We start from the raw sequence: 16,087 nt of genomic DNA, 5'->3' as shown, positions 1-16,087 counted from the left end.
GACTAATTCGTTAGCAAATATAAATTTTTATTATAGTATAACAAGTTTTTGAATTTTTTCAACTTGCTTATTTAAACGGTCAGATTTAACTTTTAGTTTATAAACATACACTCCTTTTCCAATTTTATCTCCAAAATCATCTTTCCCGTCCCAAACAATATCTTTAGAAAGTGAGCTTACACCTTTACTACCTCCAGTAGTTTGGCCATTTAATGTTCTTACCAATTTACCAGACACTGTAAATATTTGAACAGAGATATCTAATGGCTCCACACTATTATGATTAAACCAAAACTCAGTGTAGTTAACAAAAGGGTTTGGGTAATTTAAAACATTATCAATAACAAGTTCTTCATCTTTATCAAATACGTTGAAAAGAATTTCTGCAGTAGACGAATTATTATAGACATCCCAGGCTTTTAGCGTCAAGGTATGCAACCCTGGTTCTAAATCTCTATATGCATAAGACACAATACCATTGGTATAATCATCTACATTGGCCTGATAATAATCATTTAAAACTACAGGATTAGTTTCATCACCATCAATTATAGCCGTTATGTCATGTCCTATACCGCTAGCAGTATTGATTCCGTTTTCATCCTGTAACTTCACTAAAAGTGTAGGTGACTCGTTGGTTATTCCTCCTGATACAAAATTTTCATCATTCATAAAAAGATTGATAACAGGTCCTATATTATCTTCTGGAGCGTTCTCGTTAATACCCCCTATTTTAATGTCAAAATTTGCTCCAGCCTGATCAGATAAAGGTGATGTAGTTTGGGCATAAAAACTAACTTTTCCATTACCCACAGGTATGCCAATATCTCTAGGCACGATAAAATCGAATTCAAATTGACCATTTTCAACACTAGCCTGTCCTTTAAATAAAACTTCCCCTAGTGTAGTGAAATCTAATTTAATTCGCTGGCCATTTTCAGCTATTCCATCATTAGCCAATGTTTGGCGTTCAATGGGTTTGTCATAAACTGTAGCGGTTAATGTTCCATTGTAATTAGATAGTATATTCCCATTAGCGTCAACTACTTCTCCTGCTAACTTGGTATAACTAAGTGCCTTTAAAGTATCTATTTGCTGTGTAATATCAACGTCATTCACTTTTGTTAAACGAATATCTGGTTCTGGAAATGCCAACTTCATAGCCGGATCACCAATTAAGAATACCAATCTTTTTTGACTTATTCCTGAAATATTATCATCAATTTTAGTCAATCTTAAGGCCTCACCTACAGTTGGGTAGTCATTTGACCCAAAGGCAAATAGGTAATCATCCAGTACTTCATTATATGAAACACCAACCGTAACAAAAATTTGCCTTGTTGTTGTAATTAAAGAAGATGCACCTCCATTTTTATTCCAAAATGTATACTCGCCAGCAGTAGGCCTGCCTGGATCATCGAACTTTGTATATTCACAAGTTACAGTAACAAAAAGATTGAATTTGCAAACATTATTTATTTCTTGAGCATCTATTTTATCAAAAATTCGCTCCTTGGCCAATCCATCCTCACCTCCATGCCCAAAATAGTTAACAACCAATGCGCCAACTTCAATAGCATCTTTAATAGCTTTATTTACCTGAGGATATCTATTACCAGCAGATGATGCCTCTTGCTGGAACGCATCTGTGTGTATCTTAACCACATTCATAAAAGGCTTTTCAGCTTCAACTGTTGTACCAATTCCATCTGTAGTTTCTTGCAATATTTTTTCCCAAGCAATATCCACATCATCAGATATTAACAATAAATTATTTCTCCAACTGCCATAGGCTTCTGGCTGATAATAAGCTTCAATTTTATCAACCATCTCCTTTGCTCTTTGAACATCTTCTGCCAATATTCTTCCAACAGCAATATCCATTCTATCTCCACCACCCATTGTTCCTTCGTTATCATCCATCATACAATAAAAATCATCTGAAACGAAAGAACTAGTTAAACTAAAACTACTATTTGTATACCATGATGGCACAAGATTGGTGTTGTTGTTTAGTCTATCCTTATAATCGTATGATCCATCACCAAATAGACATAAGTATTTTAACCTATTTGCTGGTGCACTTGCATTATCATAGACATACTTTATGAAATTTCTTATTGCGGCAATATCTTGGCTACCTGTGCTGAATTCGTTATAAATCTTACTCAATTCAACAACTTTTACGCTTAAACCATACTGCGCTCTATTAATTTCAGCAAGTCGTTCAGCCTGAGTTGTAAACTGCGAGGGTGTTAAGATGAGATAATCAACATCTTCAAATTCGCCTTGATCATTATTAAATATGGTTCCTTTTAAATCTTGATTTGCCACTGTAGAAATGGCATCTCTAATTGGTTCGAGTAAGTCACCGTAAGAAAATGCTATATAACTTCGCAATTCTCCAGCAGGTGCTTTAAAACTATAGCTTCCTTGTGCATCTGCATTCACTTTATTTTGTACATTGAACCTATCTGTGATATCCCAGATCTCTCTTATTGATCCTGCATTAGACAGATTATATTGCACAATACCAGCTGAATTTGCAACAGATTTATTTATAAACCTCAATTGACCTCCTGCATATGACAATTGTCTTGTAGCTTCGATATTGATGAAGTCTAAATATCCATTTGCAGATGGATTACCATTATTTACATAATCCAATACGACAGTTATATTATCTGAAGACACATTTATAGCATCTGAAAAATTCGCGGAGGAACCTAGAATGGAACCCTCAGTTATAGCATTTAAATTTAGAGTTGTTAACGGATTGCTATTGACTGTAACAATCATAGAAGTAGCTGTTTCAGAAACTGCACCAACAGCGACATCAAAATTAATTGGCTCATTTGCAACCAAATTTGGGAAAGTAAAATTATAGGTTTGCTGGTTTTCTATATCAAAACGATCTCCAAACCAGCGTCTTCCCAATTTCGCAAGATTATACTCATCAACTTCATAAAATTGATAATCTTGAAACGTACTTACTTCAAAATCTGAAGGTAGATCAATTTCTGGCATAGACTGAATTCTTTTACCATTACCAGAACTAATATTCACATAATAATACGTTTTGTCCGTATACAGATTTAAATTAGTATTACTCTCTTCACTATAGGTTGTTGGTCCTTCACCATAAAAAAGAATAAAATCATCATTATCAAAACTTCCATCCTCCTCACCTACAAATTTTACAGCATTTTCTACTACATCGAAAGGATGATCCTCAGCATTAGATAATGGTAACATTCTACCACCATTTCCAAAAATCTTAATGGTTCTAGGATCTACAGAATTAGTATTAATTCCTAAACTACTTAAAAAATTCTTGGTTAACTGAAAAACTCCAGACTCATCAATATAAAACCTGTACCATTCTCCATTGGCCAAAACTGAATTTGTAATATCGTTGCCATCCTTTGCCAAACCACTTGTTTGAGTATTAGTGGTATTATAGTTAATGGTTAAGGACGTAATTTTTTTAATCACACCATTTTGCTTTACTATAGGTGATATTTCAAAATAGGTTGATTTCTTTCCTCTTGCATTGGTATTGAATATATTAAATACTGGCTCTTCTGGAATCAACTCTTCATTCAAATCAAATAAATCGTTTTTAGTAATGGTCTGATATGAAATATTTGAAAGGTTAACTGATTTTTCATTTATACGCTTTGCATTATTACTCCATTGAGCAAAATACACAAGCCCTTTTTCTGTTGAATAACTAAAATGTTTTGAGCTAAAACCTGGAACCCTCATCTTGCCAAAGTCATTTTCTAAAACTTTGGCGTCTTCCCATTCTATATTAATTTGCTTTTGTTGACTGAAGCTTAATAGAAAAAAGCAAAAAAATATAACTGTATAAAATTGTTTCATTTATCTTTTTCTGATGAGGTCAAGCATTTCACCTTAATACCTACAATTTTTAGTAAAATAACGACTTGTATTAAGACTTATTATGAGCTCTAAATTTTTATTTCAAAAATACAACAATAATTTATTTTTGACGTCGTTATTAAAGAGCAAAATACACTCGATAAACGGCCAAAAATCCGATATCTTGTTAAAAAAAAGGGATGAAATGCACTTTTTTTTGCATTTTGTCGGAAAAAAAAGTTGTCAGTTTACCTTTAATTGTTATATTGCGAATCTAAATTTTAAACGAGCTTACTTAAACATATGGATATGAAAAATGTCTTAAACCTCAAATTTATACTAGCATTAGTAGTTTGCACTTCAATTGTTGGTTGTAAAAGATCATCTAGTTCTGGTAATGTAGATAGTGCCACTGGTTGGAAAATCAACGATAAACAAGGTGGTTTTCAGTACAACACCAATTACAAGGAGCAAGAAACGCCTCAAGGAACATCGTTTATTGAAGGTGGAACCTTTACAATGGGTAAAGTACAAGACGACCCAATGCATGATTGGAACAACTCCCCAAATCAACAGCATGTACAATCATTCTACATGGACGAAACAGAAGTTACTAACCTAAATTATCTATTTTACTTAGATTATTTAAAAGGAGTATATCCTCCTGACGACCCAAACTACTCATTAATATACAAAGGAGCATTACCAGATACCCTTGTATGGAGAAATCGTTTAGGGTATAATGAAATGATGACTGAAAATTACTTACGTCATCCTGGTTACGCTAATTATCCTGTAGTAGGTGTTAGTTGGATACAAGCAGTAGAATATGCAAATTGGAGAACAGATCGTGTTGCAGAATTAGCGCTACAAGAAGCTGGATATCTGAAGAGAGATGCACAATATACTGATGTAAATGCAGAAAGTACATTTAGTACTGATACGTATATTAATGCACCTTCACAAACATATGGAGGAAATGAAGACGTGTTACAAGGAGGTCGACGTAAACAACAAACTGATATTGACGGAAACCCAATCAATGTTTATGCAAAAAGAGAATCAGGAGTTATTCCTGTTAAATATAGACTCCCAACTGAAGCAGAGTGGGAATACGCTGCTTTAGGTATGAGTGAATTACGTAGCTATAATATATATAGAGGACGTAAAAAGTATCCATGGGATGGACAATACACAAGATCTGGAAAGCGTGTAAATCGCGGTGACCAAATGGCTAACTTTAAGCAAGGAAAAGGTGACTACGGTGGAATCGCTGGATGGTCTGATGATGGAGCTGATATTACGGCTGAAGTTAAATCTTACCAACCTAATGATTATGGTTTATATGATATGTCAGGTAACGTTGCAGAATGGGTGGCTGATGTTTATAGACCAATTGTTGATGATGAGTTTAACGATTTCAATTACTATAGAGGTAATGTATACACTAAGAATGCTCTTAATGAAGATGGAACTGTAAAAATAGTTACAGTTGAGGAAATAGTTTATGATACTTTAAGCAATGGTAAAATTATAGCAAGAAATCTACCTGGAGAAATCGCTAAAATACCTGTTGATGAAGAAGAAACTTATTTAAGAACTCAGTTTGATGATAGTGATAACAGAAACTTTAGAGATGGAGACAAACGCTCTTCACGTTACTACAGAGAGAACTTTGATGAGAAAAGAGATGAAAATAAGGACTTAACAAGAAAGATGTATAACTCACCAAAGCATTCTGTTGAAATAGATTCTGCAGATGGTAAACTGCTGAGAGAATACGATAAATCTGATAGCAGAACATCTTTAATCAATGATGAAGTAAGAGTTTACAAAGGCGGATCTTGGAGAGATAGAGCATATTGGATTGATCCTGCTCAACGCCGTTACTTCCCTCAAGATATGGCAACAGACTATATTGGATTCAGATGTGCAGTATCAAGGGTAGGTTCTAAATCTCAGAAAAATAGTAAAAGAAGAAACTAATTTAATAAGTTAAATAAATAAAAAAGTCCTGATGAACTTCGTCAGGACTTTTTTATTTTTAGACCAATGGAAATAGAAGCATTATATCAAAGATTTAAAGCCTGTAATAAGCTAACTACTGATACAAGAAAATTGACCAAAGGATCGATATATTTTGCACTAAAAGGTGAAAATTTTAATGGTAATAAATTTGTAAATGAAGCTTTTAAAAAGGGAGCAAAGTACTGTGTTGTTGACGAAACTTCGGCATGTATTAACAACAATTGCTTTTTAGTTGATGATACATTGACAAGTTTACAAGAGCTGGCCAAACACCATAGGAATCAATTTAATTTTCCAATCATTGGGCTAACAGGAAGCAATGGTAAAACTACAACCAAGGAGCTCATTTACTCTGTATTATCTACCACTTGTAAAGTAAACGCAACACAAGGTAATCTTAACAATCATATAGGTGTACCATTAACGTTGTTAGACTTTGCTGATGACCTAGATTTTGGGATTGTAGAAATGGGCGCGAACCACCAGAAAGAAATTGAGTTTTTGAGCAGTATTTCTCAACCAGATTATGCTCTGATTACAAATTTTGGAAAGGCCCATTTGGAGGGATTTGAAGGAATTGAAGGGGTCATTAAAGGTAAGTCAGAATTATATGATTATGTAAAAGCAAATAATAAAACTGCTTTTATAAATACAGAAGACAATAAGCAAATTGAACAAATATTAGGGTACAACAAAATAGTAACATTTGGATCTAAACCTGAAAATGATTGCATAATCGATTTTGTGAATGCAGATCCTTTTGTTAAAGTAAAATTTAATAATACCGAAATACAGAGCCACCTAATTGGTACATACAATTTCAGTAATATTTCGGTGGCAATAGCTATTGGAAATCATTTTAAAATATCAACCGAAAACATTAAAAAAGGGATTGAAAATTATCAGCCAAAAAATAACCGATCCGAAATTATAGAAAAAGACTCAACTAAGATTATACTAGATGCATACAATGCTAATCCGACAAGTATGCTAAGTGCCCTAAAAAACTTGAAGCAATTAAGCGCAAAACGTAAATTCTTGTTTTTAGGAGATATGTTTGAGCTCGGAGAGGAAGCTCATATTGAACATCAAAACATTGTAGATTTCGCAGAAGAAAATTTTGAAGATAATATTTACCTAATTGGTGAAAATTTCCACGAGTGTGACTCGCGTTCTTCAATCCATAAGTTTAGATCGTTTGACGATTTAGTCTTAACCTTAAAATTTATTGACCTAAGTAACTCAACAATTTTGATAAAGGGATCTCGTGGTATGGCCTTAGAAAGAATTTTAGACCATATCTAATCATATTTGTGGGTCATACTGGATTCGAACCAGTGACTTCTACCCTGTCAAGGTAACACTCTAAACCAACTGAGTTAATGACCCATTGTTAAAAACCAAAAAAGTCCACATTTCTGTGAACTTTTGTGGGCGCGAAGGGATTCGAACCCCTGACCCCTTGGGTGTAAACCAAGTGCTCTGAACCAACTGAGCTACGCGCCCAATAATTGGACTGCAAATATAGATTAGTTTTTAAAATCTCAAAAGAATTTTATTAAAAAAATTAAATAATTTCAGCCACTACAAAAGTACTTCCACCAATAAAAATTAGATCATTATAATCAGCTTTTGCCTTAGCTTCATTATATGCTTCAGCAACAGTATTAAATGCAATTGAGTTAAGATCATACTTGTTAAAACTAGACTTTAATTCCGTAGCATCGAGGCCTCTCATTACATTTGGTTTGCATAAAAAGTACAATGCTGATTTTGGTAATAATGGTAAGATAGTAGTTAAGTCTTTATCATTAACTACACCGAAAACAATATGTAATTTTTCAAAGGATTCTGATAAAAGTTGTTCAATAACATAACTGAGTCCTTCCTTATTATGAGCAGTATCACAAATGATTTTTGGTTTATTTCCAATAACCTGCCAACGGCCCATCATGCCAGTATTAGCTACAACATTTAATAATCCATTTTTTAAATGATTTTTTGAAATATTATAATCCTCATGGTTAAGAACTTCAACAGATTTCATTACTGTTTTAATATTCTTTAATTGATATGAGCCCTTTAAATCACTATTAAAGACTTTATTAATTTCTTTGTCAGCAAAGTAAATCTCTGAATTATTTTTTGTTGCTAAATTCATGAAAACAGGTGCCGTACCTACTTGTGTCTCTCCAATTACAACCGGAATATTTGGTTTTATAATCCCGGCTTTCTCTTTCGCTATGGCTTCAAGTGTATTACCTAAAAACTGCATATGGTCAAATCCGATATTAGTGATTATAGAAAGTTCTGGTAATATAATATTAGTAGAATCTAATCGACCTCCCAAACCAACTTCAATTACTGCGATATCAACCTTTTTCTTGGCAAAATAATCGAAAGCCATTCCAACAGTCATTTCAAAAAAAGAAAAATGGTTGTTTTGAAAAAACTTCCGATTTCTCTTGATAAATCCCATTACAAATTGTTTACTTATCGGATTACCATTTATCCTAATACGCTCTCTAAAGTCTTTTAAATGTGGAGAGGTGTACAAGCCAACATTGTAACCAGCTTCTTGTAGCACAGATGCGAGCATATGGCTAGTTGAGCCTTTTCCGTTTGTACCAGCTACATGAATAGATTTAAATTTCGCCTCGGGATTATTAAGATGGCTTGCTAATTTTATCGTATTATTTAGGTCTCCTTTATAAGCACTATTACCTTTATTTTGATACATAGGTAATTGCTTAAACATCCATGAAACTGTGTCCTTATAATTCATAGATTATTGACCTAAGTCAAAATTAATACTTACAAAACCAATCTGTCTTGCAGGTGCATCGGGATCTGATGGCCATTTATGCGATTCTGCAATTTTTTTAGCAGGTTCTAAGAGACAAGGATGTGTATTTGTTGTGCCCTTGATTCCTGGTATAGCCTTAATGACATTTCCCTGTAGGTTAACTTCAATTTTAACGACTACCAGACCATATTCATTACAGTCTTGTTTATAAATTTCTCTAGATGGTTTACCTCTTCCACCTAAACCGTAACCTACATTACCTTTACCAGGTCCTGAACCGCCAAAATAACTTGGTGCATATGGATTACCATTAGACTGCCCTTTATTTTCTCCTTGATTATCTGGACCTTTACCTCCATCAGTTTTACCATCAGAATTTTTCACACCACCTATAAGGTTGTCAAGTTTCTTCCTCTTTTCTTCTTCCTCTCTTCTTTTTCGTTCTTCAGCTTCCCGTTTTTGCCTTTCAACACGTTCTGCTTCTGCCTTTGCACGTGCCTCTGCTTCCTTTTGCTTTTTAATGGCAATTTCTTCAGTGTTTTCTTCAGTAATAATTTCTTCTGTTTTGGTCTGAGAATTTGTAGGTTCAACCTTTGGAGTTTCAGGTTGAGATTCTTCAATTTGTTCTTTTATAGCTTTTCTAGGTTTACTTAATGGTCTGTTACCATTACCAAAGTCGGTAGTGCCAAAATTTACAGTCACGCCATATTCTTCAGGAGGATCTAAATATTGAGGACCAACTACAAATAGTAATAACAACAAAATAATTGAAATTAAGGTTGTTATTCGCGCCGCATTACGCTCATGTTTAGTCTCTAAATACTTCATTACTAAAGTTTCTTAGTATAAATTCAAAAATAATGCCGCTTATTTTGGTTTCACTGCCAAAATCACCTTGAATTTATTTCTATTAGCGATATCCATTACTTTTACTACATTCTCAACAGGAACCGATTTTTCTGCCCTTAAAACAATTGTTGGCTTTTCTTGATCGGATAATGCCGTAATAAGTTCATTTTCTAAAATACTCTCTCCTACTCTTCTTTGGTCAATATAATAAGTCAAGTCTTTTTTAATACTAACTGCAATGGATTTTTTATTCTCAGTTTTACCACTTGCCTTTGGTAAAATAATATCGATTGCATTGGTGGTTACAAGAGTTGATGCTATCATAAAAAATATGAGCAACAAGAACACAATATCGGTCATTGAGGCCATATTGAATTCTGGAGTAACTTTATTTCTTCCTCTGATATTCACGTTAGATAGGCTCGTTTAAATGGTCTAAGAACTCTACTGAATTAGCCTCCATCTGATAGACAACCTTATTTGTTCTAACAACAATATGGTTATAGGCAACATAGGCAATTATACCTACTATTAAACCACCAACTGTTGTAGTCATGGCTGTATACAAACCACTTGCTAAAACATCCATTTGAATTGTTCCTCCAGCATTTGCAAGTTCAAAAATTGATAGAATCATACCTATAACTGTACCCAAGAATCCGATCATCGGTGCCACACCAGAAATCGTAGCCAAAACGCTTACGTGTTTTTCTAAACTATAAATCTCTAATCTACCTGCATTTTCAATTGCTGTATTTATATCTTCTAATGGTTTACCAATTCTAGTTATGCCTTTTGATATTAATCTTGAAACCGGTGAATTAATTTGTGCACAGAGCATTTGTGCAGAATCAATTTTCCCATTACTGACATGGTCTTTAATCTGATTCATAAAATTTGAATCAACTTTGGACGCTACTTTAATTGCAAATATTCGTTCAAAATAAATATATGTAGCTACAATAAGTAGTAAGAAAAGAATAAGTATAATAACCATACCAGATGTTCCACCACTGGTAATTAACTCTATTATAGAAAGTGTTTTTTCAACTGATTCACCATCAGTTAATCGTTCAGATTCATCCTGAATATTACTTAGTAATATCATATGATAAGTTTAAATTTAAAAGTTCTTGTAAGTTATAACGCTTAGTTTCTCACTTAAGTATGTTAGAAAAGAGCTCTTGTGGCCATAAATGCAACTGCGCCAGCAATAAAACCAACTAGTGCTAACCAAGAAATTTTTCTTAGATACCAGAAGAAATCTATTTTTTCCATACCCATTGCAACAACCCCTGCTGCTGAGCCAATAATTAACATACTTCCACCAGTACCAGCTGAATATGCAACAAAATGCCATAACTGATTATCTAAAGGTTCTGAGAACATTCCTAAGCTAGCTGCAACTAGTGGTACATTATCAATAACAGCAGAACCAACTCCTAGTAATAGTACAACTAAATCTGATACTACCGTTCCTTTTGGTTCAGTGCCCAATAAACCAATATTTTCTTTTAAGCCATCAGCAAAGCCAAACAATATTCCTAATGATTCTAAGGCCGCAACGGCCATTAAAATACCTAAAAAGAATAGGATACTTGGTAATTCTATTTTTGATAAAGAATAATGGACTGGACTATGACTTGCATGTTCATGGTGCTCCTCCGAAGTAATTGTTGATATAGCGAACTTAGAATTACTATATATTTCTGCAAAAATTGCAACAACACCCAATGATAACATCATACCAACATAAGGTGGTAAGTGTGTGATTACTTTAAAAACAGGAACAAATACGATTGCACCTAAACCTAAAAACAACATCGTGGAGCTAAACTTATTTTTTGGCTTATTATCATCTGCTTGTAATTCTAGTTCTCCTTGAAACGAAGGAAGTAGCGAGGCTATAAAAGTTGGCACTACCATACATAGCAATGATGGGATGAATAAATATACAAACAATCTACCTGTCGAGACCTTATCTCCAATCCATAGCATTGTAGTTGTAACATCTCCAATTGGAGACCAAGCTCCACCTGCGTTTGCTGCTATAATTATTAAACCTGCATACCAAATTCTGATGTTTCTATCTTTAACAATTTTCTGAAGAATAGAAATTAATACAATTGTTGCAGTTAAGTTGTCAATAATTGCTGATAAAATAAATGCTAATCCAGAAAACATCCATAATAATTTCTTTCTACTATTAAAATTTACCGCTGCTTTAATTGTAGAAAATCCATCAAAATAATCTATAATTTCAACGATTGTCATTGCACCAAGTAAGAAAACCAAGATCTCTGCAGTTTTGCCCAAATGATGTAATAAAGTCTCCTCCATTAAATGCATTTTATCTTCGTGACCTAGCATACCAAAATTCTCCATCAAACTATGCTTACCAGAGTCAAACCATTGAGAGAAATCATCAATCCCTAAGGAAATTAAGGCCCAACTTATAGCCATCATGACTAAAGCAGGAATCAATTTGTCTATTTTAATATTATGCTCTAATGTTATGGCTAAATAACCACCGATAAAAACGAGAATTATTACTGTTTCCATATTATGGGGTGTTTTATATTAATTGTCTCAATGCTATTTCAAATGCAGTTTCACTAATACCTACTCTGTTAGGATTCTTTTTCTTTACTTCTCTTAATGCTTTTCTTATGACTTTAGAGGTATCCTTAAAAATTGCTTCATCAGTCATTTGAACTTTCCTTTCCATAAAGTAAGCAAATACTCTTGCCATTCCACAATTTGAAATAAAATCTGGAATTAAACTAACTTTTTGGTCTGTATGTTCCATTATTGGACCGAAAAATATCTCCTTATCAGCAAATGGAACATTAGCTCCGCAAGATATAACCTCTAAACCAGTATTAATCATTTGATCTATTTGGTCTTTGGTAATCAAGCGAGAGGCCGCGCATGGAGCAAAAACTTCAGTTTTTAAGGACCAAATCAAACTATTAATTTCCTCAAAAGGTATCAAATTTTCTGCTACTAAAGTATTACCACTTTTATTAAGATATAATTCTATAATTTCATTAAATGAAAACCCTTCAGGATTAATAAGCCCTCCTACTTTGTCAATGATACCAACTATTTTTGCGCCCATTTGTGCAAAATAGAAAGCTGCCGATGCGCCAACGTTACCAAACCCTTGCACAATAACTCTTTTACCTTTTATAGAATCATCATTTAGATCATAAAAATGTTTTGTTGCAATTGCGACCCCATATCCAGTAATCATATCTGCAACAGTGTATTTTCTTAAAACATCCGGAGAATATTTTGGGTTTTCAATTACCTTAATAACACCATGTCTCAATTGACCTATTCTATTTATTTTATCTGCTTGTGTTGGCCTGAAATGACCTTCAAAAACTCCTTCTTGTGGATGCCAAACGCCACTCGCCTCAGTAATTGGTATCACTTCTTGAATTTCATCTACATTTAAATCACCACCTGTACCATAATAACTTTTAAGCAAAGGCGAAACAGCTTTATACCAACGTTCAAGCACACCCCTTTTTCTTGGATCTTTTGGGTCAAAGTTTATACCAGATTTAGCACCACCAATTAATGGCCCAGAAACAGTAAACTTTACTTCCATAGTTTTAGCAAGAGAGAGTACTTCGTTCATGTCTAGACCTTTGCGCATACGTGTACCACCACCAGCTGCACCCCCTCTTAAGGAGTTGATGACAGTCCAACCTTCTGCATTTGTCTCGGGATCGTTCCAATGAAATACGATTTCTGGAGATTTATTTTCGTATTTCTGAAGTAATTCCTTTATCAAGAGTTGTGATTTAGTTAGTTACAACAAATATAAAAAACTAAAAAAGCTACAATGTGAATTAACTACTTAATTTATACTCTCGGTAGTAAAATTTTTCCAGATGAGTGATTCTTTTTAGCGCCAGTTACACTTGCCAAACAATTTGTATCATTTCTATCCTTCAAAATACCTAATAGAGCGAAAATCAAAGCCTCTTTAAATTCAATTATATCTTTCGATGGAATTATAATAATTGAATCAACATGGTATTGTATTCTGGAGATTAGATATTTGTTATAAGCACCACCTCCAGTAATCAATACCTTTTCACCCTTTTTCATAATAACCTCTGAAATCTGAATTGCTATATGCTCAATAAAAGTGGATAATATATCTGTAAGTTTTAAAGTATAGTTGTCAATAATTGGAAATATATGCTCATTAACCCATTCTAAACCCAACGATTTTGGATTTGATAGATTATAGAATGCCAAGTCGTTTAATTCATCTAATAATTTTCTATTTACTTCACCTTTGGATGCAATTTTGCCACTTTCATCAAACTCTAATCCTATATCATGAACATAATGATTCAGTACAATATTAACTGGGCATATATCAAAAGCTATTCTTTCATCTTCAAAATCAAATGAAATATTGGCAAAACCACCAAGATTAATACAATATTGGTAATCTGAAAACAAAAGCTGATCACCAATTGGAACTAAGGGTGCACCTTGGCCACCTAATTCTATATCTTGTAATCTAAAATCACATATTATTTTTTGACCTAATGTATCCGCAAGAATTTGTTTATTCCCAATTTGATATGTAAAACCTAAGTCAGGTCTATGTAAAGCTGTATGTCCATGTGACGAAATAAAGTCAATTTCTTTTATTTCGTTCCGTTTAATAAACTCATTTATAATATGGGCTAATAATTTGGAGTATAATAAATCTAACCCTATTAATTGCTCTTTTGAACTACGAGTCAGTAACTTTAATTTTTCTTTCCATTCTTTAGAATAAGAGACTGTTTCAGAATATTTTATCTTAAAATTCCAATTAGCATTATAATCAAATTGAGCATAAATTATGTCTACACCATCCAATGATGTTCCAGACATTACTCCAATTACATTATAAGAAGATTTTATCATATTAGTAAAAATACTATTAGTTATTGAAAATACAGCAAATAAGAGTTATCTTTGCACCAAAATTTTATCAAATCAATAATTAATTTGTTATATGGACTTTAGCTTAACCGAAGAGCATTTAATGATACGTGACGCTGCACGTGATTTTGCAAAAATAGAACTACTTCCTGGTGTTATAGAAAGAGATGAAAAACAAGAATTTCCAGATGAATTGGTGAAGAAAATGGGAGAACTTGGATTCTTGGGAATTATGGTAGATCCAAAATACGGTGGAAGTGGAATGGATACAATTTCATATGTTTTAATTATGGAAGAACTTTCTAAAATTGATGCTTCTGCCTCCGTCATTGTATCTGTGAACAATTCTTTGGTTTGTTATGGTCTTGAGAATTATGGTACTGAAGAACAAAAACAAAAATATCTTACTAAACTTGCTACCGGAGAATATATAGGTGCTTTTTGTTTGAGCGAACCTGAAGCTGGAAGTGATGCAACCTCACAAAAGACTACAGCCATTGATATGGGTGACCATTACGTGATTAATGGTACTAAGAACTGGATTACAAATGGTGGCAGATCTGATGTATATCTTGTTATTGCCCAGACTGATAGAGAAAAAGGGCACAAAGGAATTAATGCTTTTATTGTAGAGAAAGGCACACCAGGATTTGATATTGGACCAAAGGAAGATAAATTGGGTATTAGAGGTAGTGATACACACACTTTGCAGTTTAATGATGTAAAAGTGCCAAAGGAAAATAGAATCGGAGAAGATGGCTTTGGGTTTAAGTTTGCTATGAAAACTTTATCTGGTGGTCGTATTGGTATCGCTTCACAGGCACTTGGAATCGCATCTGGTGCTTACGAATTAGCTCTTGAATATTCTAAAGTTAGAAAAGCATTTGGCACAGAGATATGTAACCATCAAGCAATTGCATTTAAACTGGCAGATATGTATACCGAGATTGAAGCTGCTAGACACTTAGTGATGAAATCAGCTTGGGAAAAAGACAAAGGTGTTAATCATGATATGTCAAGTGCAATGGCAAAACTATATGCTTCTAAAGTTGCAATGGAACAAACCGTTGAGGCAGTTCAAATCCATGGCGGAAATGGTTTTGTTAAGGAATACCATGTAGAACGTTTAATGCGTGATGCAAAAATTACCCAGATTTATGAAGGTACATCGGAAATTCAAAAAATAGTAATTTCTAGAGGAGTTATTAAAGGATAACCAATAACAACATAATATTTTTCCACAATTAAAAAACCGAGTAATTATTAACTCGGTTTTTTAATACCTATTCTTTATTGAATAGATTAAATATTTGTCTGGCAATCTCTAATTCTTCATTTGTAGGTATTATTAATATTTTCACTTTTGTGTTTTCTTGCTTATATCTGAAACACCTCTTGAATAAGAACTACAGGTAAATTCGTTCAATTCAATACCAAAAACATCCATTTCAACGCATACTAATTTTAGAGGTGCATTTTTCTCTGGTTTTAAGAGTGGGGAGGTACAATTAAAAAAGGGTATAAAAAAAGCCCTTTGCTGTTTAGCAAAGGGCCTTC

12 protein-coding genes and 2 tRNA genes are annotated in these 16,087 nt (G+C 33.4%); 3 read left to right on the top strand and 11 right to left on the bottom strand.

The annotated features are described in order from the left end of the window. Positions 1-30: 30 nt before the first annotated feature. Positions 31-3,885, bottom strand: coding sequence for a type IX secretion system sortase PorU (porU, locus tag DUZ96_RS01820; protein ID WP_114299910.1), 3,855 nt, complete (start codon positions 3,883-3,885; stop codon positions 31-33). Between the two features lie 303 nt (positions 3,886-4,188). Here porU and gldJ point away from each other — a divergent pair, with 303 nt between their 5' ends. Together gldJ and murF are read left to right on the top strand one after the other, a co-directional pair. Beyond that, complete coding sequence (gene gldJ / locus DUZ96_RS01815; protein WP_114299908.1) at positions 4,189-5,871, top strand: gliding motility lipoprotein GldJ; 1,683 nt, start codon at positions 4,189-4,191, stop codon at positions 5,869-5,871. A gap of 66 nt (positions 5,872-5,937) precedes the next feature. Then, positions 5,938-7,218, top strand: coding sequence for a UDP-N-acetylmuramoyl-tripeptide--D-alanyl-D-alanine ligase (gene murF / locus DUZ96_RS01810; protein WP_114299906.1), 1,281 nt, complete (start codon positions 5,938-5,940; stop codon positions 7,216-7,218). A 9-nt stretch (positions 7,219-7,227) separates the two neighbouring features. On the opposite strand, the gene DUZ96_RS01805 is transcribed toward murF, so the two are convergent. The 9 genes from DUZ96_RS01805 to DUZ96_RS01765 form a co-directional block, all read right to left on the bottom strand. Next, positions 7,228-7,302: transfer RNA gene (locus tag DUZ96_RS01805), tRNA-Val, on the bottom strand. 42 nt (positions 7,303-7,344) lie between these two features. Then, a tRNA-Val gene (locus tag DUZ96_RS01800) sits at positions 7,345-7,419 on the bottom strand. A 61-nt stretch (positions 7,420-7,480) separates the two neighbouring features. Next, positions 7,481-8,698, bottom strand: a complete 1,218-nt coding sequence (locus DUZ96_RS01795; protein WP_114299904.1) for a folylpolyglutamate synthase/dihydrofolate synthase family protein — start codon at positions 8,696-8,698, stop codon at positions 7,481-7,483. A gap of 3 nt (positions 8,699-8,701) precedes the next feature. Further along, the gene (locus DUZ96_RS01790) at positions 8,702-9,547 is read right to left on the bottom strand and encodes an energy transducer TonB (protein WP_114299902.1); all 846 of its coding nucleotides are present in this window, start codon (positions 9,545-9,547) and stop codon (positions 8,702-8,704) included. A gap of 39 nt (positions 9,548-9,586) precedes the next feature. Continuing rightward, positions 9,587-9,979: a biopolymer transporter ExbD gene (locus tag DUZ96_RS01785; RefSeq protein WP_114299900.1), complete on the bottom strand. Its 393-nt coding sequence runs from the start codon at positions 9,977-9,979 to the stop codon at positions 9,587-9,589. Between the two features lies 1 nt (position 9,980). Then, positions 9,981-10,676, bottom strand: a complete 696-nt coding sequence (locus tag DUZ96_RS01780) for a MotA/TolQ/ExbB proton channel family protein (protein ID WP_114299898.1) — start codon at positions 10,674-10,676, stop codon at positions 9,981-9,983. Between the two features lie 62 nt (positions 10,677-10,738). Next, positions 10,739-12,130 (bottom strand): sodium:proton antiporter NhaD, encoded by a 1,392-nt coding sequence (nhaD, locus tag DUZ96_RS01775; protein WP_114299896.1) that lies wholly within the window; start codon positions 12,128-12,130, stop codon positions 10,739-10,741. 13 nt (positions 12,131-12,143) lie between these two features. After that, positions 12,144-13,370, bottom strand: a complete 1,227-nt coding sequence (locus DUZ96_RS01770) for a Glu/Leu/Phe/Val dehydrogenase dimerization domain-containing protein (protein ID WP_114300222.1) — start codon at positions 13,368-13,370, stop codon at positions 12,144-12,146. Between the two features lie 74 nt (positions 13,371-13,444). Beyond that, positions 13,445-14,512: an anhydro-N-acetylmuramic acid kinase gene (locus tag DUZ96_RS01765; RefSeq protein WP_114299894.1), complete on the bottom strand. Its 1,068-nt coding sequence runs from the start codon at positions 14,510-14,512 to the stop codon at positions 13,445-13,447. Between the two features lie 91 nt (positions 14,513-14,603). Between DUZ96_RS01765 and DUZ96_RS01760 the strand changes: the two genes are divergently transcribed. Next, the gene (locus DUZ96_RS01760; protein WP_114299892.1) at positions 14,604-15,746 is read left to right on the top strand and encodes an acyl-CoA dehydrogenase; all 1,143 of its coding nucleotides are present in this window, start codon (positions 14,604-14,606) and stop codon (positions 15,744-15,746) included. 141 nt (positions 15,747-15,887) lie between these two features. Here DUZ96_RS01760 and DUZ96_RS12975 read toward each other — a convergent pair. Continuing rightward, on the bottom strand, positions 15,888-16,087 hold a 200-nt coding region (locus DUZ96_RS12975), incomplete at its 5' end, for a hypothetical protein (RefSeq protein WP_220222681.1).

The sequence above is a fragment of the Winogradskyella sp. KYW1333 genome, assembly GCF_003335675.1.
Classification (GTDB): domain Bacteria; phylum Bacteroidota; class Bacteroidia; order Flavobacteriales; family Flavobacteriaceae; genus Winogradskyella.
This window is presented reverse-complemented; position numbering and strand designations above follow the sequence as displayed.